Annotated in this window: 16 protein-coding genes and 1 tRNA gene; 4 read left to right on the forward strand and 13 right to left on the reverse strand. The window is 46.4% G+C overall.

Annotation, left to right across the window (positions count from 1 at the left end):
• Positions 1 to 26 precede the first annotated feature (26 nt).
• From ACYVAM_RS05395 to ACYVAM_RS05405, 3 genes are all read right to left on the reverse strand, one after another.
• The gene (locus ACYVAM_RS05395) at positions 27 to 704 is read right to left on the reverse strand and encodes a TetR/AcrR family transcriptional regulator (protein WP_461064699.1); all 678 of its coding nucleotides are present in this window, start codon (positions 702 to 704) and stop codon (positions 27 to 29) included.
• A gap of 447 nt (positions 705 to 1,151) precedes the next feature.
• Positions 1,152 to 1,499 carry a DoxX family protein gene (locus ACYVAM_RS05400; RefSeq protein WP_461064701.1) on the reverse strand — a complete coding sequence of 116 codons (348 nt, stop codon included), beginning with the start codon at positions 1,497 to 1,499 and terminating at the stop codon, positions 1,152 to 1,154.
• A 132-nt stretch (positions 1,500 to 1,631) separates the two neighbouring features.
• Positions 1,632 to 2,807 (reverse strand): glutathionylspermidine synthase family protein, encoded by a 1,176-nt coding sequence (locus ACYVAM_RS05405; RefSeq protein ID WP_461064703.1) that lies wholly within the window; start codon positions 2,805 to 2,807, stop codon positions 1,632 to 1,634.
• 131 nt (positions 2,808 to 2,938) lie between these two features.
• Here ACYVAM_RS05405 and ACYVAM_RS05410 point away from each other — a divergent pair, with 131 nt between their 5' ends.
• The 3 genes from ACYVAM_RS05410 (at position 2,939) to ACYVAM_RS05420 (ending at position 5,590) form a co-directional block, all read left to right on the forward strand.
• Positions 2,939 to 3,937: a nucleoside hydrolase gene (locus ACYVAM_RS05410; protein WP_461064705.1), complete on the forward strand. Its 999-nt coding sequence runs from the start codon at positions 2,939 to 2,941 to the stop codon at positions 3,935 to 3,937.
• Between the two features lie 74 nt (positions 3,938 to 4,011).
• Entirely contained in the window at positions 4,012 to 4,470 is a 459-nt protein-coding gene (locus ACYVAM_RS05415) for a regulatory protein RecX (RefSeq protein ID WP_461064707.1), read from the forward strand.
• A gap of 55 nt (positions 4,471 to 4,525) precedes the next feature.
• Positions 4,526 to 5,590 carry a glycosyltransferase family 4 protein gene (locus ACYVAM_RS05420; protein ID WP_461064709.1) on the forward strand — a complete coding sequence of 355 codons (1,065 nt, stop codon included), beginning with the start codon at positions 4,526 to 4,528 and terminating at the stop codon, positions 5,588 to 5,590.
• A 31-nt stretch (positions 5,591 to 5,621) separates the two neighbouring features.
• Here ACYVAM_RS05420 and ACYVAM_RS05425 read toward each other — a convergent pair whose 3' ends face one another.
• From ACYVAM_RS05425 to lipB, 10 genes are all read right to left on the reverse strand, one after another.
• A complete protein-coding gene (locus ACYVAM_RS05425; RefSeq protein ID WP_461064711.1) occupies positions 5,622 to 6,242 on the reverse strand; it encodes an FkbM family methyltransferase in 621 nt (206 codons plus the stop codon).
• A 268-nt stretch (positions 6,243 to 6,510) separates the two neighbouring features.
• A complete protein-coding gene (locus tag ACYVAM_RS05430; protein ID WP_461064713.1) occupies positions 6,511 to 7,677 on the reverse strand; it encodes a glycosyltransferase family 87 protein in 1,167 nt (388 codons plus the stop codon).
• Positions 7,678 to 7,759: 82 nt separating this feature from the next.
• Positions 7,760 to 9,190: a hypothetical protein gene (locus ACYVAM_RS05435; RefSeq protein ID WP_461064715.1), complete on the reverse strand. Its 1,431-nt coding sequence runs from the start codon at positions 9,188 to 9,190 to the stop codon at positions 7,760 to 7,762.
• A 281-nt stretch (positions 9,191 to 9,471) separates the two neighbouring features.
• Positions 9,472 to 9,648 (reverse strand): hypothetical protein, encoded by a 177-nt coding sequence (locus tag ACYVAM_RS05440; RefSeq protein WP_461064717.1) that lies wholly within the window; start codon positions 9,646 to 9,648, stop codon positions 9,472 to 9,474.
• Between the two features lie 138 nt (positions 9,649 to 9,786).
• Positions 9,787 to 10,836, reverse strand: coding sequence for a ribonucleotide-diphosphate reductase subunit beta (locus ACYVAM_RS05445; RefSeq protein WP_461064719.1), 1,050 nt, complete (start codon positions 10,834 to 10,836; stop codon positions 9,787 to 9,789).
• Positions 10,837 to 11,632: 796 nt separating this feature from the next.
• A tRNA-Arg gene (locus tag ACYVAM_RS05450) sits at positions 11,633 to 11,704 on the reverse strand.
• Between the two features lie 115 nt (positions 11,705 to 11,819).
• Positions 11,820 to 14,327, reverse strand: coding sequence for a ribonuclease R (rnr, locus tag ACYVAM_RS05455; RefSeq protein WP_461064721.1), 2,508 nt, complete (start codon positions 14,325 to 14,327; stop codon positions 11,820 to 11,822).
• Positions 14,328 to 14,530: 203 nt separating this feature from the next.
• On the reverse strand, positions 14,531 to 15,268 hold the full coding sequence (locus tag ACYVAM_RS05460) for a 3'-5' exonuclease (RefSeq protein ID WP_461064723.1): 738 nt from the start codon (positions 15,266 to 15,268) through the stop codon (positions 14,531 to 14,533).
• 108 nt (positions 15,269 to 15,376) lie between these two features.
• Positions 15,377 to 15,781, reverse strand: a complete 405-nt coding sequence (locus ACYVAM_RS05465) for a hypothetical protein (protein WP_461064725.1) — start codon at positions 15,779 to 15,781, stop codon at positions 15,377 to 15,379.
• A complete protein-coding gene (gene lipB, locus ACYVAM_RS05470) occupies positions 15,765 to 16,517 on the reverse strand; it encodes a lipoyl(octanoyl) transferase LipB (RefSeq protein ID WP_461064727.1) in 753 nt (250 codons plus the stop codon). The genes ACYVAM_RS05465 and lipB overlap by 17 nt, the downstream gene beginning before the upstream one ends.
• Positions 16,518 to 16,618: 101 nt before the next feature.
• Between lipB and ACYVAM_RS05475 the strand changes: the two genes are divergently transcribed.
• Positions 16,619 to 16,972, forward strand: a complete 354-nt coding sequence (locus ACYVAM_RS05475) for a YraN family protein (RefSeq protein WP_461064729.1) — start codon at positions 16,619 to 16,621, stop codon at positions 16,970 to 16,972.
• The last annotated feature ends 6 nt before the right edge of the window (positions 16,973 to 16,978 follow it).

The raw sequence follows: 16,978 nt of genomic DNA on the forward strand, positions 1-16,978 counted from the left end.
ATCTATTGTAAACGGCTTATGGCTGCTTACCATTGGGCTACTGGCAAACGGCTAGACTGAAGCTCCAATTCAACATCTTTGGAACTAACGGCCATTTTGTTCAACGAGATGTAAATGGTTTTTATAGCATTTTCAATCCGTTGCCAGCCCTCTTCACTTCGCAGGTCGATGTTAATCATCGTACGATCGTTCTGGGCCATTATTGTAAGGTAGGTCATGGCACCAAGGATAACAGCTGAAATGGCTTGTGTATCAGCTCCTTTTACGAATGAAAGTTGACCAACGAGCCTTGTCAATTCTTCATCCTGAGCTCTGGCTGTTGTTTCAGCAATTGAATTGTTTTCTATGACACTTGCCTTGAGCACTTCACGGGCTGCCTTAAACGTACGGAAATATCTGTAGGTTTGAATGACTTGACGATACCAGATTCGAGCTACATCAGAGTCATGAAGCGGGCGGATTTGGTCTAGAGTGGCTGGCGTAAATACTGGGAACAGTTTTCCCATTTTTACGTAGTATTCCAGCAACCCTTCCATGCCACCAAAATATCTGTATATCAGTACTTTGCTGACGTTGGCCTTCTCTGCGATGCGATTTACGCCAACTCCTTCCAAGCCCCTTTCTGAAATCACTTCTTCCAAAGCTTCAACTATGCGTTGTGTAGTTTTTGCCCGGTTCCGTCTTATTTTTTCATCTGCTTCCATAGTAATCGTATTCATCGTAATTAAGTCCATGTCACCCCTTGGACTACTTATGCATGCGAAAGTCACTTTAATAAACTTCTATTTACCAGACAAAAAGTAATTTTTTAAAACGAACGACTTTGATTGTACTTATTAATATAATATTTGAGTAAATAAGTATATCAAAGTTAGTGCTACTTTTAGTTAGATATATATTATACAAGCAAAGTACTAGCTGGGTTATACAATACTATTGGTAGTGGTATATAAATTAGCGTTACTTAGTAAGTAGGGAGGTAACTATTGATTTATCGGAAAAAAGTAACTTCAACCCATCTCAGTAACCGTATCATTTGACTACACTGAGTTGGTATAGGAGGGAATAGGAGCCCTAAAATACTGTTTTCATACCTGCATCATTATGAGATGCTGGCAAAACGGTCTTCTGGAAGGCACTGTAACCGGCATTTATGTATATTGATAGGCCCACCAGATTAAAAGGCCCTGTAGGGGTAACCGGCCCCATCGGAGCCAGCCAGGAAGCTTACTAAATCGGCTTGCCATAGCCATATAGATATTAGCGGGAAACACTGCAATCAACAGAATCATAAGTCCCCAGGCCGATAGTGATCGGGTAGCCGGAAAAAGGAGCCCGATCCCCAGAACAATTTCAGCAATGCCGCTCAACGTGACCATCAGATTGTGTGCTGGAATATAAGGCGGCATAATGGCCAGATACGTTTTGGGGCTGATGAAGTGGTTCGCGCCAGCAGCAATGTAGACAAGCGCCTGAATATAAAGGCCTATATTAGCCATGAACGTGATGAATGAGAGTTAGTACGATTAATTAGGCCAATTAATGTCGATGAATGTGTGCTGACGGTAAATGAACGGGCTTCGACCAGCCCGTTCATAAGGTACCATTCGTCAATGGCTTCTCCTACCTGTTTACTCAATAATATGCCCGACAAAGCCAGCCGTATTGTCCAGAATCAGACCGCCCCTCCGAAAACCTAGTCCGCAGGCTTCACCTGCGTAGAAAACACCCGCCTGATAAGCGTTACCTGACGAATCCGTTGGAAACTCAACATACTCCTGATAGATTTTGGGGTAGTCGCCATAATCGCCATCTGTACTCTGCCGCTCGGTGCCGTCGGTGTTCAGGATGCGTGTATTAGCACCCTCCCGTCCAAATAACACTTTCTCGACGCAGGGCTTGCCAACCAGCGGTTTTGTGTCTGTTTCGAGCAAGAGCGGGTGGTTGGGATATAGCTCCCAAAGGATCTTTAAAATATATTTTGATTGAAAAAGTAGCGTGTAAGCAGGATTAAGAACAACGGCCAGCCGCTTACGGACAATTTCGGTCATGATTTGAAGTAACTCAGGCTCTTCTTCGGCAATGGATTCCCAGGGTACGAGCTTGAACCAGAAATCCAGTTTTTCGAACTCACCATTTTTAGGGTTCTGCCAGAAAATTCCTTCTTCCGCCGAAAAATCGACATTATCGATGAAATCGAGTTCTATATCGAATCCAGCTTCACGCGCTGCTTCGCCGAGTAACGCCACATTGGCATCATCTTCGGGAACGTCTCGAATGGCCGACAGCAAAAGTGTGGGTTGTAAGTCAGGATTTACCGCCAGCAATTCTTCAAACTGGCCGGTCAATGTCTCGAAGAGTGAGTTAAACTGATGGCTTTTATCAAGATTATTGGCCAGCAGATGAGCATGTTGTACCACCGCCGTTTCGGGCAGGCACGTGGCCGTATCAGCGTTGAACTCAATAAGCTTGATACTGGAATCACCACCAACGCCCCCTGCCAGGTCGAAACGTCCATAGAGGTGAATATGTCGGTCATCATTCCAGGTCAGGGTAATCAATTCAACAAGGTTGGCAGGAATGCCCAACTCGGCGAAGCGGTTTTCGTCGATCACATGCTGCCCGGCAGCTACAAACATCTCGAACAATTCGTTGGCGGCTTCGTAATAAGCATCTGCTTCAGCCGGCGTTACCGTAACAACTTCATTGGTTAAATAGGGCAGCGTATCCTGACCGAGCATCCAATCCCAGCCAAGATTGCGCAGTTGGGCGTCGGGTTGTGTCGTTAGTTTTTTGATCGAAATCATGGTCGTCAATAATTTAGAGAAGGTGAATTACGATTACTGAAAAAACAACCCGTAATTCGTGCTGGAACGGCCAGTAGTACCGCAGGGCTTTGTGGCCGTCCATAAACGTCCCGTAAATCTCGCTTAACCAAATGATTCGAACCTATTTATTTTCAGTTGGTGTGCTACTCAGTCTGACAGTCGGTGTAGTATATGGACAATTGGCCCCCGGAAATCAGCCCGTTTCGGTTATTTTCGATACAGACATGGGACCCGATTATGACGACGTAGGCGCTATTGCGATGCTTCATGCCTTTGCCGATGCAGGTCAGGCCCGGATTCTAGCAACCATTGCCAGCACTAATTATTCGAACGTAGCCCCGGTGTTGAGCGTGTTGAATACTTATTTCAACCGGCCGAATTTGCCTATCGGGGTGCCCAAAGGAAAGGCAATTAGCGACAGAGAATCGCAGCATTGGTCCGATACGCTGGTAGCTCGCTATCCGCACGCTATTAAGTCGAACGAGGATACCCCCGATGCTGTTGCCCTTTATCGACAGATTCTGGCCAAACAACCCGACCATAGTGTTACCGTCATCACGGTTGGCTTTCTGACAAATCTGGCTAATTTGCTTAACTCCTCCGCCGATCATTATTCTAACTTACCGGGTAAAGCGCTGGCTGCCAAAAAGATCAAACAAGTCGTGAGCATGGCGGGCAAATTTCCGGCTGGTCGCGAATACAATGTATTCAGAGATAGTACATCGTCAAAAATTGTGTTTGCCAACTGGCCGACGCCTATTTTGATGAGTGGGTTTGAAATTGGCGAACAGATTCATTCGGGCCTGCCACTCACGCAAAATAACCGGATTCAGCACAGTCCCGTAAAAGACGTATTTAAGATTTCGCTGCCCAAAGCGGCCGAAGATAAAAATGGGCGAATGAGCTGGGACCAGACTGCCGTTTTGGTTGGGGTAAAAGGATATGAGCCCTACTATACGGTTAAATCAGGTCGATTGACCATGAATCCGGACGGCTCAAATGGGTGGGATAATTCGGGGAAAGGACACCAGCATCTGGTGGTAAAAATGCCCGTTTCTCAAGTGGAGGATCTGATTAATACGCTCATGCAACATCAGCCCGTAAAGTAGGCTCTGGTAGATAAAATGCCTGCGCTGCTCGGGTTAAACTGAGTGATTTTAGGCTCACTTGTGTTATCATTTATATGACAGATTCAGTAAAGGATGCGCTTCGCAAAGCGGCTATGTTTTGTGCTTATCAGGAACGTACCCAGCAGGAAGTCCGAGATCGGCTGAAGGAATGGGGCGTTTCAGGTGATGATGCCGAAGAGGTCATTGCCGAGTTGATCCAGCAGAATTACCTGAACGAAGAGCGCTTCGCAAAATCGTTTGCCGGGGGTAAATTCCGGGTGAAAGGCTGGGGACGTCGTAAAATCAAACAACACCTTCAGCAGCGCGGTATCTCGGGTTACAACCTCGATCAGGCCATGAAGGAAATTGCGCCAGACGACTACCGCGAAACGCTGGCCGATCTGCTGGCAAAAAAACGCCAAAGTCTTCGCGATGACAATCCATTGGTTGTGAAGCAGAAACTCGTTCGTTACGCCCTTAGCAAAGGATACGAATCGGAGTTAATATTTACCGTGTTGAACGGCGAGGAGTAAACGCTGTCAGAACACAGGATTTTTGTTATTTTTAATTAACCCACTTGCCCATCTAATGCCTCGACTATTTCTGGAAACTGAACGAATGGCCAATCTGACTAGCGGCCTCGGTCAGCTTTGTTTACATCTGGGCCGCGAACTGGTACGGCAGAAACCACCCGACTGGGACCTGACATTTTTGGTTACTCGCGATCAGGTTGGCATTTTTGGGCCGTCGGTTACGTATCGGGTCGCCAGTCGCTGGAACCGGATCTGGCGCTCCTGGAAATTCGACATCTGGCATTGTCTGTATCAGGATACGCACATTTACCCTACCCGGTCGACCCGGTTTATGTATACGGTTCTGGATCTTAATTATCTGGCGCTTACCCAGTATTCGGCCCAGCGCAAAGACCGTCGTAAGAAACGATATCAGGCAAGGATCAACCAGGCACAGTGTATAACCACGATTTCAGCCTACGTAGCGCAGGATGTTCGCCAGCAGTTGGTCGTTCCTGCTCAAACTCCTGTGAACGTTATTTATTGCGGAGTCGACATTCCGGAGCCGGTTCCTGCTACGCCACCGGCCGTGGAGCCGGGTGGACCCTTCCTGTTTTTTATCGGGATGCTGCAATCCTACAAAAACGTGCACACCATGCTGCCTATCCTGGTGGCTAATCCCGATTACTGGCTGGTGCTGGCTGGCCCCGATAAACCGGAGTATAGCCAGACAATTCAGGAGCAGGCGCGGCAATTGGGTGTATCGAATCGGCTTCTAATGCCGGGACCCATCAACGAATCGACAAAGTGGTGGTTTTATTCCCATTGCGATGCGTTTTTGTTCCCTTCCCTGCTGGAGGGCTTTGGTATTCCTGTCGTTGAAGCAATGGCTTTTGGTAAGCCTGTCTTTAGCTCCAGCCTGACAAGTTTGCCTGAAGTTGGTGGGTCAGAAGCCTTCTATTTCCCATCATTCGATGCGGAAACTGTTGTCGAAACCTTTGGAAAAGGTATGGAAATGTATCGAAATGACCCCGCTATGCCAGACCGTCTGCGGGGGCAAAGCCAGAAATTTCGGTGGAAAATTGCCGCAGCCGAATACTGGAAACTCTACAAGGAGCTCATGCGTGCGCCCAAACCCTGACGTTGCCCAATGGAGCTCAATTTAACAGCTTTTACTGGCGCGTGGCTTCCAGCGCATAACAAAACGAATTAATGGGCGACCGGGTGGTTGTATAGCCCAGCGCCTGAATATAATGGTCGAAGGCATCGATATTGTTCAGGTTCTTGTCCAGGTTATGTACTTCAATGGTCATTTTTTTCGCCCGTCTGATTAGATCGGGGGCGGTGTTGTACATAATGTCATATTCACTTCCTTCGCAGTCCACTTTTAGCAGGTCAATGACATCCAGGTTATTTTTCTCAATGATATCGGTAAGTGTTATGCAGGGTACCATGATTTTCTGACTATTATTTTCATGAAAGGCGGAAAAGACAGAAGCTACGACCTGACTTTTGTCCTCGGTTTCAATGAAAAGCTCCAGTTGGTCAATGGGTTTTCCTGTTACGGCCATTGAGAAAAGTTTTATGCTCTGGCTCAGTCTGGGATTCTGTTGTAACGTATGCTGAAGAGTTTTTACATTAGCCGGTACAGGTTCGTAGGCGTAAATGGTCGCTTTCTCAATTTTAGACAATAACTGAATATCGAAAAAACCAACATTGGCACCAATATCGATTACGACTGGCGCTTTGGGTAGGGTGCTAACCAGTTCGTCCATCTCATAGACATCTGCCATAAATATCTCCTTGAATATCAGGTAAAGACTTGGAGGCACCTGGAAACAAATAGGAAACGGTTTCGTAGTAAAGGCCAGATCCTGTTTATGGCCGACTACTTTATGAAATAAGTATTCGCCAGGATTTGCGATATGTTTCCACAGCCTGAAATACCGACTAATTCCCTCTACCGCCATGCGTTGGTTCGACTAATGAACTACAAAGTAAGATACATTTACCATAGCTATCCTACAGTAAACACTAATTAAAGGAAGGAGGCCAGTAGCGCTACCTTACTTTAGCGCTAGATGTATTCAGAGTAGGAAAGTTTATTAAATAAATAATACGGAACCAGATTAGCACACAGGGTAATGCTTTTAGACTGTAGGGAACGACATAAGTACTTCTTATCGATGACGGAAATAAATCACTGGGAGACATTACGGTCAAAATAAAGCAACTTATCAAGAGAAGCCAATCCATCTTTGATTGTGGGCAAACAAACCACCAGCATAACACACCAGTAACGGCAATGATGTAGGCAGGAGACTCCGCAACTGGATTGAATATAACTTGAAAAATTAAAATAGAGCCCAAAAGCAGCATTTGAAAAGTATGCTCATTAAATCGGCGTCTATGTAGGTAGGCAGTGCAAAAAAGTATAACGCCTGCACAAATTATAACAGAGGCTGTAATGTCTGGCGATATGAATAAATTAACCAGACGGTGAATAGATATATTCAGCCATTTATCACCATCAGATTTTATAAACAGTTCCCGGACCCACAACTTATATTGCCACAGCATCTTGGCGGGTGAAGTTAATAATAAAGGTAGTAAGCCCAGTATAACCGACCAGAACACCATGGCCTTGATAAATTTCCCTTTCTGCGGATACAGTATAAATAACCCTGCTGCGACCAGGCTGTAGATTTTTATATTAAACCCGATCATAATGAAAAAGGCAGCCCAGAACGGCTGTTTTTTCTCAAAGCAGATAAAGACAAAAATAGACAAAGCCGTAATCAAAGGATTTGTCTGGCTATTAACTGTTGATGTGAATAGTTCATGTAGGCTAAACCAATAAGCAAATACCTTTTGTTTATCACTAATGGGTAAGATACGAATTGCATAAATCCACACGCCGGCAAATAAAAATTGCCATAAAAACAAACCAATGGAGTATGGAAGTGCAAAGATGGGGGCAAATATGACGGCGAAAGATGGAGCGTAGTGGTAGTGGTCTGTGTATTGAGCCGGGTATAATGTGTATAGACTTGTTCCTTCAATGAGGTGTTCTAGGGAGTAAAAAAAGATGGAATAATTATTAGACCCCTCCCAGCCCACTATACGAATGCTAGCGAAGAGAGTCAATAAAAAATAAACCAAGTAGATAAAGTAAAAGTTACTGAATATTGGCCTTTTTGTGAAATCTTTTAGAGATAAAGTGGGCATTTTTTTTGTTAATTAGCAACGTAACTTATGTGCAGGTATGGTGGATCAACTTATAATGCTATAAAAGTCAAATAAGTCGAAATTAATTTCGGCCATAAATTGATGTGTGTTTGTCCTGAAAAATACGTCTGAAAGCGCCAATGTGAGCAGGCGCATTTAAGGGAATTTCGTAGCTCGCATTTTTTAGGGCATCTGTAACAATGTATTCAACGCCTTCTTTATCAGCTATTTTGAAGAACGAAGTCAACGGTATTGGTCCATTTTTCTTGTCCAGAAAATAATAATACGTTAAGCCATGAATTTGATAATTACTGCCTTGACCCCAGAAAAAGCTGAGAGGGGCAATGATCTTTGTATGTTGAAGTGGCATGTGCTCGGCCAGCTCAGCGTTGTAAAAAGGGATGTATAGCTGCGTGTAATTTTCTTCCAGCACCTTAAAAATACTGAATAAGGAAAAGACAAAATAACCTGTAAGTAAACACTTAGCTACTGATCGATATCTGACTGAGATGTTTGGTAGATAAGCAACTACACAATGGGCAATAAACAGAGCCATCCAGGGGACAAACAAAATATAATAAAAATCGAAATTGCTTTTTGAAAGTACCCAAAATGTACTTATTAATAGAACCAAATATAGAAAAACAGGTTGTGTCAGCCGGACATAGTGCCTAAACGCTAATAGGGTTAAAAGGGTTAAAACAGTCAACGGAACTTCACCATGGCTATGAAAAAATAATTGGTGATAATTTAACATAACCAGTAGCTTATCTGTAAACCTTAAACCAGCTTGCGTAGCAGGATCATTTAAAAACTGCATTGACATTAGGCTGAAGTTATTAGTTAGTAAGGCGTCTAGCCCATACAAACTAAAGGTTAATCCACCAGCAATGCCAAACCACAGGCTGGAACGCCAATCGGTCCGTATAAACGACCACAAAAACCCGGCAGCAAGGTAAATTAGTCCATTTAGATGAGTGAGTGCCGCTAAGCCGGCGAAAATACCGGCAAGCACTAGTTTTGATCGTACTTTAGCTGATCGCGCCATAGAAACATAAGACGCGAATCCCAGCGACATGCACATAATCTCCGGGCGGTTAACAAAAAAGTAACGTATAATTGTACCACAACCGAAATAAATAAGAACAGCAATCCATCGTTCTTCAACCGGCTGTTTATTGGTGTAACGCCAAATGAGCCACCCTGTTAAACCGCCAAATAATGGCGTTATTAATTTGCTGACGGGTAACGAAAAATTTATGGTGCCCATTAGCAAAGCACCTGCGTAGATGAATAATTTATGAAAAATATAAATCCGGTCTTCCCAATGATTATACCCTCTGAAAAACTCTGATCGAACCCAGCCATTTTGCACTAACCAATAGGATTGTTCGGCAAACCAGGCATCGTCAAAATGGGCGGAACGGTGGTAAAAAGTTAACCCGATCATGACTATCAAAAAGCCGAAAGCATATTGATAAATGCGGGATTTAAATAAAATAAATGATTCCATTTAATTGAATACTCCCTAGGCTCCGACTAAAAATCGTCCATTTGAATCTAAGAAAAGCTTACAGAATGCAGGTAAGACTGAGAAAAGATACAAATTTGATAAAAAGAGTTGTAAATGGCTATAAATAAAGGACGTAATTCAAGTTATGGCTTGCTGGGACTAACTGCCTTACAAGAGAGGATAGAGCTTGTTTAGGCCGTATGGGTCTTCCGGACGTCGGCACTATGGCCTTGTTCATATGTTAGTCAATAAGCGCCTGAAATAGGCCACTATATAGCCCATTAGCTCAGGCCAAAATAGTCATAAAAACAAGCACCTGGTTTCAGATCGAGCCAGCTCTCCCGATTCTGAACCAGCTCATGGTAGGTAAGAGCCTGAATCTGAGCAGTGGTTAAATTAAGCATCGCGTCCGGTTTTTGACGGGTCACGATTCCCACCTCCTGATCAATATCAAGCACAAATACAGTTAAATCAGTTCGTTGACTGCTGAGGTGAAGGCTGGTACGCCATACGTCGCTGTTCCACTCAAAACTAGAAAAGCCCCGGTCTGAATCGCTCTGGACCGGGGCTTTTTTATAGAACGGCTTTTTGCCTACTTAAAAATCAGCGTCGAAAGTAATTCCTTTTGGCTCTTCGACAACGACAACGGGCAATGGGTTTTCTGCATCCTGTGGCTGTGAAGCGGCCGCTTTCATAGCTTTGAACTTTGACATTACTTCACCCCGCTGGTATTCACCAACCCGTTTCTCGAAGAAGTTGGTTTTGCCCTGCAATGAAATCATGTCCATGAAATCGAATGGATTTGACACGTTGTACAGTTTCCGCAAACCAAGAGTTGTGAGCAGGTGATCAGCCACGAAAGCGATGTACTGCTTCATTAACTCGGCGTTCATACCGATCAGCGATACTGGTAAGGCATCGGCTACAAACTCCTGTTCAATTTCGACCGCATTACGAATAATGTCGTATATCTGCGATTCAGGCAGTTTATTGGCGATGTGATCCGTGTAGAGCATACAGGCGAAGTCGCGGTGCAAGCCTTCATCGCGCGAAATAAGCTCATTCGAGAAGGTGAGGCCGGGCATCATTCCCCGTTTCTTCAGCCAATAAATGGAACAGAACGAACCCGAGAAGAAAATACCTTCCACAACGGCAAAAGCAATGAGCCGCTCAGCAAACGACCCATTGTCGATCCAGCGTAACGCCCATTCTGCTTTTTTCTGTACGCACGGAATGGTGTCGATGGCATTTAGAAGCCGATCTTTCTCGGCCGCGTCTTTAATGTATGTGTCAATCAGCAACGAATAGGTTTCTGAGTGGATATTCTCCATCATAATCTGGAAGCCATAGAAACACTTGGCTTCGGCATATTGCACTTCCGATAGGAAGTTGACGGCAAGGTTCTCGTTGACAATCCCGTCTGAAGCGGCAAAAAAGGCCAGAACGTGCGAGATGAAATGGCGTTCGCCATCATTCAGGCTATTCCAGTCTTTCATATCTTGGCCAAGGTCAATCTCTTCGGCTGTCCAGAATGAGGCTTCATGGGTTTTATAGTATTCCCAGATATCCCAGTGTTTGATAGGAAACAGCACAAAACGGCCTTTGTCTTCTTCTAAGATCGGTTCGATCACATCATTCTGTACCATAGCAATTGGAATACGGTTTATGTGGAAATAACCAGCCAGATAAACTGGTTAAGGCGATAACTGATGAGTAAGTTCAAGCTAACAAAATTACGGTTTCTGGCCACTTCTGCAAGCTAATCTGACAGGATAAATGGCATCAAATAAATGACTGGAAGTGCTAAATTGCAGTAAATCAGCAGGTTGTTTGACTAGCCGTTTACAAAGTTCTTGAAATAGTTCAGTGTTAGGAATGAGGGTGCTTTTTCCGTCAAACGTCAATTAATTTTACTCTTTACATGGTAAATCTATCTGAGCCTACGGTTCAGATCCCTCTCTTACAGCGTGCAGGAAAATTACATTTGGCGAAAAGTCAAATGAGCTGTAATATGATTTGAATACTGGCCAAATTCAGCCAGCCGGCCGAACAAACTGACATGTAATAATTCAATTAGCCTACGTATTGATCGATCTTTAATTGTGACTGATTAGAGTGATAACGTATTTGCGTTCACCTAGCATCTTTGCCCATCAGAATCCGGTACTGGCTATATGCATGAGGGAGGACGCCTACCCGATGCACCGTCATCCAACGACGTCGTGAAGGAAGGGCTAAACGTGGTAAAGATGAATGCTACCTTGCTGGAGAAGGTTGGAGAGCTAAGGTTGTGCTTGACTCAGCAACAGAAACGGATGAGATAATTAAAGAATCTATAATGGCCAGTCAAGGGGTCTTCACTGGCTACTTTTATCTGTATTCGTCAACCATAAAAAAACAGCCCGCCTACTATCAACTAGCAAGCGGGCTGTTTTTATGTTGTGCTCCCGAAGGGATTCGAACCCCTATCGTCGGTACCGGAAACCGAAATTCTATCCATTGAACTACGGAAGCAGACAATTTCCCTATTTGGGCCTGCAAATATAGCAGATTACAAGACTAAAACGCAAGCCAAACGATAAACAAGATTTAAGTTCGGATCATTTATTGACCCGAACTCTATAATCATTTACCGGCGTCCACGGCCCCCACGCCGGTTTTCACCCTTCGGTGCAGCGCTGTCTGAACCTTTAGAACGACCACCCGAACGGGATGAAGACGATCCGCGAGACGACCCGCCTGACCGACTACTACTCTCACTTCGGCCCGGCCGACGGCTGGTGCTCAGGTCGGTAGCCCGCCCGGCGCTGTCACTGACCAGCGCGAAGTCCATGCTTCGACGGGCCAGGTTGGTTTCTTTCAAGCGTACGACCACGGCGTCGCCAAAGGTGTACATCTTCTTGGTACGACTGCCAATAATGCGGTAATTGTCTCTGTCGTATTCGTAGAAGTCGTCGCTTAAATCCTGCATCCGAACTAAGCCTTCGCAGCTGTTTTCGGTGATTTCTACGAAAATACCGAACTCGGTAACGCCTGAAATCACCCCTTCAAATGTCTGATCGGGAGCCATACGGCTCATAAATTCGACCTGCTTGTACTTAATACTGGCCCGTTCAGCTTCGGCGGCCATCTTCTCCCGCTCCGACGAATGCCGACATTTCTCTTCATATTCCTCCCGGTCGGCGGGTTTACCTTTGTCGAGATAATGCTGCAATAACCGGTGCGCCATCATGTCGGGGTATCGACGGATGGGCGATGTAAAGTGCGAATACCGTCGGAAGGCTAAACCAAAGTGGCCCAGGTCTTCGGTGCTGTATCGCGCTTTCGACATGGTTCGAACGGCCAGTTGCTGAAGCATGTTCGCTTCGGGCTTGCCTTCGATACTGGCCATGAAGCGGTTCATTGAATTCGACAGGTGCTCGTCGTCGACGTTGAGTTTGTAGCCCAGTTTTCGGGCAAATTCCGAAAAGCTCCGGAGCTTGTCTTCCGCAGGAGATTCGTGAACACGATACACCATCGTGTTTTCCTCGCCACCCTTGTTTCGCTTCGAGAGCGAGTACACAAATTCAGCCACACGTTTGTTGGCCAGCAACATGAACTCTTCAATGAGTTTGTTGGTGTCCTGGCGAATTTTCGGGTAAACGGCCAACGGAACACCGTTCTCGTCCAGCCGGAAGCGTACTTCGACCGTTTCGAAATTGATAGCTCCATTCTTGAACCGCTCATCGCGTAGCTTGTAGGCCAGTTCATTCAACAATCGAAGTTCTTCCAGGTAATCGCCACTGTTGTGGTTCAGAATATCCTGCGCTTCTTCATAAGCAAAACGCCGGTTAGAGTGAATGGCCGTTCTACCAAACCACTCCTTCACGATCTGGGCGTTGGGCGTCAATTCAAACACCGCCGAGAACGTAAGCTTATCCTCGTTTGGCCGTAGGGAACACAGCCCGTTCGATAGTTTCTCCGGAAGCATCGGTACAACCCGGTCCACCAGATAAACAGACGTAGCTCGTTTAAAAGCCTCTTCCTCCAGCTTCGAGCCCGGCAATACATAGTGCGTTACGTCGGCAATGTGTACGCCAATTTCGTAATTGCCATTATCGAGTATCTGGACTGAAAGGGCGTCATCAAAATCTTTTGCGTCGATCGGGTCGATGGTAAAGGTTGTCACGTCGCGCATGTCGCGCCGTTTGGCCAAATCTTTCTTCAAAATCTTGGTCGGAATGGCTTCGGCTTCCTGCTCAACATCGGCGGGGAAGTGAATAGGTAAGCCAAATTCGGCCAGAATAGCGTGCATTTCAGTATTGTTCTGGCCCGCTATACCCAACACTGTCAGCACCTCGCCTTCGAACCGCTGTTTGCTGCTGTTAGGGTCCGGAAATTTCGTTAAGCGAACGATCACTTTCTCGCCATCGCTGGCACCCCCGAGTTTTTCTTTCGGGATAAAAATGTCGTCGTAGATCTTCTTGCTGTCGGGAACCACGAAGCCATAGGTAGGCCACACTTCAATGCGCCCGACCAACTCCGTGCGGCCTCGTTCGACTATGCTGGCTACTTTTCCTTCAATCCGGCGTTTGGTGCCATTGCGGCCTCCGTTGCGGGAATCGGTAAAGCGCACAACCCGCACCCGGTCGCCGTCTACGGCACCGGCAAGGTCATCGCTTGATACCCAAATGTCGTCATCTCTGTCGCGACGTACGCCGGCTTCGGTATCCGGCACAACGAACGCAAAGCGCGAGTTAACGTGGTCTACAACGCCTTCGACAACGTTCGCATCGGCGTCTGCCCGATAGCTGCCATCGGCCTGACGGGTCAGGAAGCCTTCGTCCTGTAATTCACCAATCAAGCCGTGCATGATGAGTTTCATGCGCCGGTCGCTGGTGTCGAAATGCTCAAGGACCTGCTCCTGCGTAAAGGATTGATTATCGTTGATTTGAAAAAACGCCATCAGGTCATTTTTCATTTCATCCAGAAACGAGTCGGTCTGTTGTATAGACCGAGCCCCTCCAGACCGGTTCTGGCTCTTTCCTGATTTTTCCACCCCTTTTTCCCGGGGGCGAGCCGGTTGAGACTGTCGGCTGGCGGGTTGGCCAGCGGTGTCTTTTGTATATTTAGTTTGTTTCGGTTTTCCGTTTCTCATGTTAATTGCCAGCCTTTATGGACTGGCTAAAAAATTATGGACTGCCATGGCAGTCTATGACGTATACTTGTGAGCTTCGTAGAAAAGCGCTACTTGCTCTTGTTTATTGGTAGTAACCAGGTTGTTCGGAATCCGGGTAGACAACCGGTCGTTTATCGAGTATCGGGCTACTCTGTTAGATTGACCCGGTTTACCTGAATGGCTTAGTCACTCAGGACAATATGCTCGTCGGCCACGAGCGGAGCACCCACCATCTTCAAATAAACCTGAACCAGCATTACCATCGAATCGCGGGCGTACTGCTCGATACGTGGCCAGTCGTGTTCACGGTAATAGACTTCGCTGGTTCGGTCGCCGGTCCATTCAAGTGGTCGGGTTGGCACATTCAGAACGGCGGCCAGCAGATCGAGTGGCACAAAATGCCGCTTATCGCCAAACTGCCAGAACTCCAGCGTGTCCCGGTGGGGTATCTCCCAGGGTTTCTTCCCCGATATCTGTAAAGCGGGCGGCAATGGCAAGCCATTGACCATCAGTCGCCGACACAAATAAGGGAAGTCAAATTCCTTGCCATTATGTGCGCAGAGGGTAAGTTCGCCGGGCGGGTATCGGTTTACAATGACCAGAAACTCATTCAGCAGGGTTTGTTCGTCGTCGTTGCTCAATAATTTCACTTTCAGGTGGGGCTTGTCGTCATCGTCGAAAAACAAACCACCCACACCAATGCAAATGATCTTGCCAAACTCGGCAAAAAAAGAAGCCCGTCGGTCATACCAGCCAGCCGCCGAAAGCTCATCGTCACTCTTGAAAAATCGACTTTTTTCTTCCCACTGTCGTTGCAAACGGGGCTCTACAGACAGAAGTGACGGCTCCCCCGCCACGGTTTTAAGGTCGATAAATAGGAAGTTTTTAAGGCGACGCTTCCAGGAAACGGGTTGAGGCATAGTATGTAGCGTGGGCAGAAACCCGCGAATCTAAATAATGGGCCCTTGAAGGAGGGCCCGGGTCGTAGAAACTTAAGTATCAAAATCACGGCTTTCTACCCGCCTTACTCAGGCGTGCAAAATTCCTTCCAACCCCAGAGCGGGTATCATCACCAGATTTTCGTCAACAATGCTGTCCGGTACGAAGATAAACTTCTTATCGAAGATCTGTTTTCCGATAAAGTAGCTCACCCAATATTCATTGTTGAGGTGAAATACATCCGGCATAATGGTTTCGACAACTTCGTGCGCTCCCGGTTGTATTTCGACAAAGAAATGCCGAAGGGTCGAGGTTTTCTGCTCTTCGTCGTCTTTGAGGCCGTATCCTTTCGAGGTAACAAAAACCGTTTGGATCGACACGTCATTCTGATTGATCAAAAAAACCTGCCAGTCATATCCGCCAAGAAGGTTCTCTTTCCGGGCAATTACAATGTGTACGCCCTCAACGGGCAAAAAATTAATGTCTTTCTTCATTATTCTCAACTAATTCCATGTCAAACAACTCGAACAAGTGCCGTTGAACATTGTTTGCTACTTCATCCAAAGCGACTTCACGACCCAGTTCTACGGCCAGTGAGGTAACGGCCTTATCGGTGATGCCGCAGGGGACAATATGAGAAAAATAACTCAAATCCGTATTAACGTTCAGGGCAAATCCATGCATCGTTACCCAACGGCTTGCTTTAACGCCCATGGCACAGATTTTACGCGGATTCGGGCCGTCGACATCGAGCCAGACGCCGGTGAGTCTGTCTGCGCCAGCGCCTTCAATCCGGCCCGCCTGTAACCCATAATCGGCGAGGGTCAGGATAATACTTTCTTCCAGCAACCGCATATACCGGTGAATGTCGGTAAAGAAGTTATCCAGATCCAGAATGGGGTAGCCAACCAACTGGCCCGGGCCGTGGTAGGTGATATCGCCCCCGCGCCGAATTTTGAAAAACGTGGCCCCAAGTTCATTGGTCAGCCGGTCTTCGTCGATCAGCAGGTTCTCCGGGTGCCCACTGGTGCCAAGGGTATATACGGGCGGATGCTCACAGAACAGCAGGTAATTGGCTGTGGGCTGCTGCTCGTCGGCAGGCTGGGTACGGTTCAGTAATTTTTGATTGACAATGGTGGCAAACAGACGCTCCTGTTCATCCCAGGCTTGCTGATACGCGATCAATCCTAACTTACGAACGTCAACTTGTTTATTAATGCGACTATTCATTGCTTTACGGAGGAACTGGCCTTTCATAAGGCAACTTCCTTTTATTAACAATCAGACGGCTCTGTTTCGTTCGATTGCTTACCCGTAACCTACTTAAAGCAATGGCGCAACATAACGAAACTGGGAAGCAGGGCGAACTCGAAGCGGCTCGTTACCTTCGGGAGAATGGGTACGAAATTGTTGCTCAGAACTACCGCCACCAACATGCCGAAATTGACATCATCGCCCAAAAAGGAAAATTATTGATTTTTGCCGAGGTCAAAACCCGCACCAATCTTAACTACGGCGACCCGGAAGAATTCGTGTCCTACACAAAGGCCAAACTGGTCATGAAAGCCGCCGAGCAGTATATCTTCGCCCACGGCTGGATGCACGATATCCGGTTCGATATCATAGCGGTTACCGTGTCGGGCACTGACTTGCGGGTTAAACACCTTGAAGATGCCTTTTCGTAGACGTGA

The sequence above is a fragment of the Spirosoma horti genome (assembly GCF_054776595.1).

Excerpts from the sequence above, each read along its gene's own strand:
- lipB (WP_461064727.1), bottom strand. The coding sequence starts at position 16,517 with ATGAATAGTCGCATTAATAAACAAGTTGACGTTCGTAAGTTAGGATTG.
- rnr (WP_461064721.1), bottom strand. The coding sequence starts at position 14,327 with ATGAGAAACGGAAAACCGAAACAAACTAAATATACAAAAGACACCGCT.
- ACYVAM_RS05405 (WP_461064703.1), bottom strand. The coding sequence starts at position 2,807 with ATGATTTCGATCAAAAAACTAACGACACAACCCGACGCCCAACTGCGC.
- ACYVAM_RS05415 (WP_461064707.1), top strand. The coding sequence starts at position 4,012 with ATGACAGATTCAGTAAAGGATGCGCTTCGCAAAGCGGCTATGTTTTGT.
- ACYVAM_RS05435 (WP_461064715.1), bottom strand. The coding sequence starts at position 9,190 with ATGGAATCATTTATTTTATTTAAATCCCGCATTTATCAATATGCTTTC.
- ACYVAM_RS05425 (WP_461064711.1), bottom strand. The coding sequence starts at position 6,242 with ATGGCAGATGTCTATGAGATGGACGAACTGGTTAGCACCCTACCCAAA.
- ACYVAM_RS05400 (WP_461064701.1), bottom strand. The coding sequence starts at position 1,499 with ATGGCTAATATAGGCCTTTATATTCAGGCGCTTGTCTACATTGCTGCT.
- ACYVAM_RS05465 (WP_461064725.1), bottom strand. The coding sequence starts at position 15,781 with ATGAAGAAAGACATTAATTTTTTGCCCGTTGAGGGCGTACACATTGTA.
- ACYVAM_RS05475 (WP_461064729.1), top strand. The coding sequence starts at position 16,619 with ATGGCGCAACATAACGAAACTGGGAAGCAGGGCGAACTCGAAGCGGCT.
- ACYVAM_RS05420 (WP_461064709.1), top strand. The coding sequence starts at position 4,526 with ATGCCTCGACTATTTCTGGAAACTGAACGAATGGCCAATCTGACTAGC.
- ACYVAM_RS05430 (WP_461064713.1), bottom strand. The coding sequence starts at position 7,677 with ATGCCCACTTTATCTCTAAAAGATTTCACAAAAAGGCCAATATTCAGT.
- ACYVAM_RS05445 (WP_461064719.1), bottom strand. The coding sequence starts at position 10,836 with ATGGTACAGAATGATGTGATCGAACCGATCTTAGAAGAAGACAAAGGC.
- ACYVAM_RS05395 (WP_461064699.1), bottom strand. The coding sequence starts at position 704 with ATGGAAGCAGATGAAAAAATAAGACGGAACCGGGCAAAAACTACACAA.
- ACYVAM_RS05460 (WP_461064723.1), bottom strand. The coding sequence starts at position 15,268 with ATGCCTCAACCCGTTTCCTGGAAGCGTCGCCTTAAAAACTTCCTATTT.
- ACYVAM_RS05410 (WP_461064705.1), top strand. The coding sequence starts at position 2,939 with ATGATTCGAACCTATTTATTTTCAGTTGGTGTGCTACTCAGTCTGACA.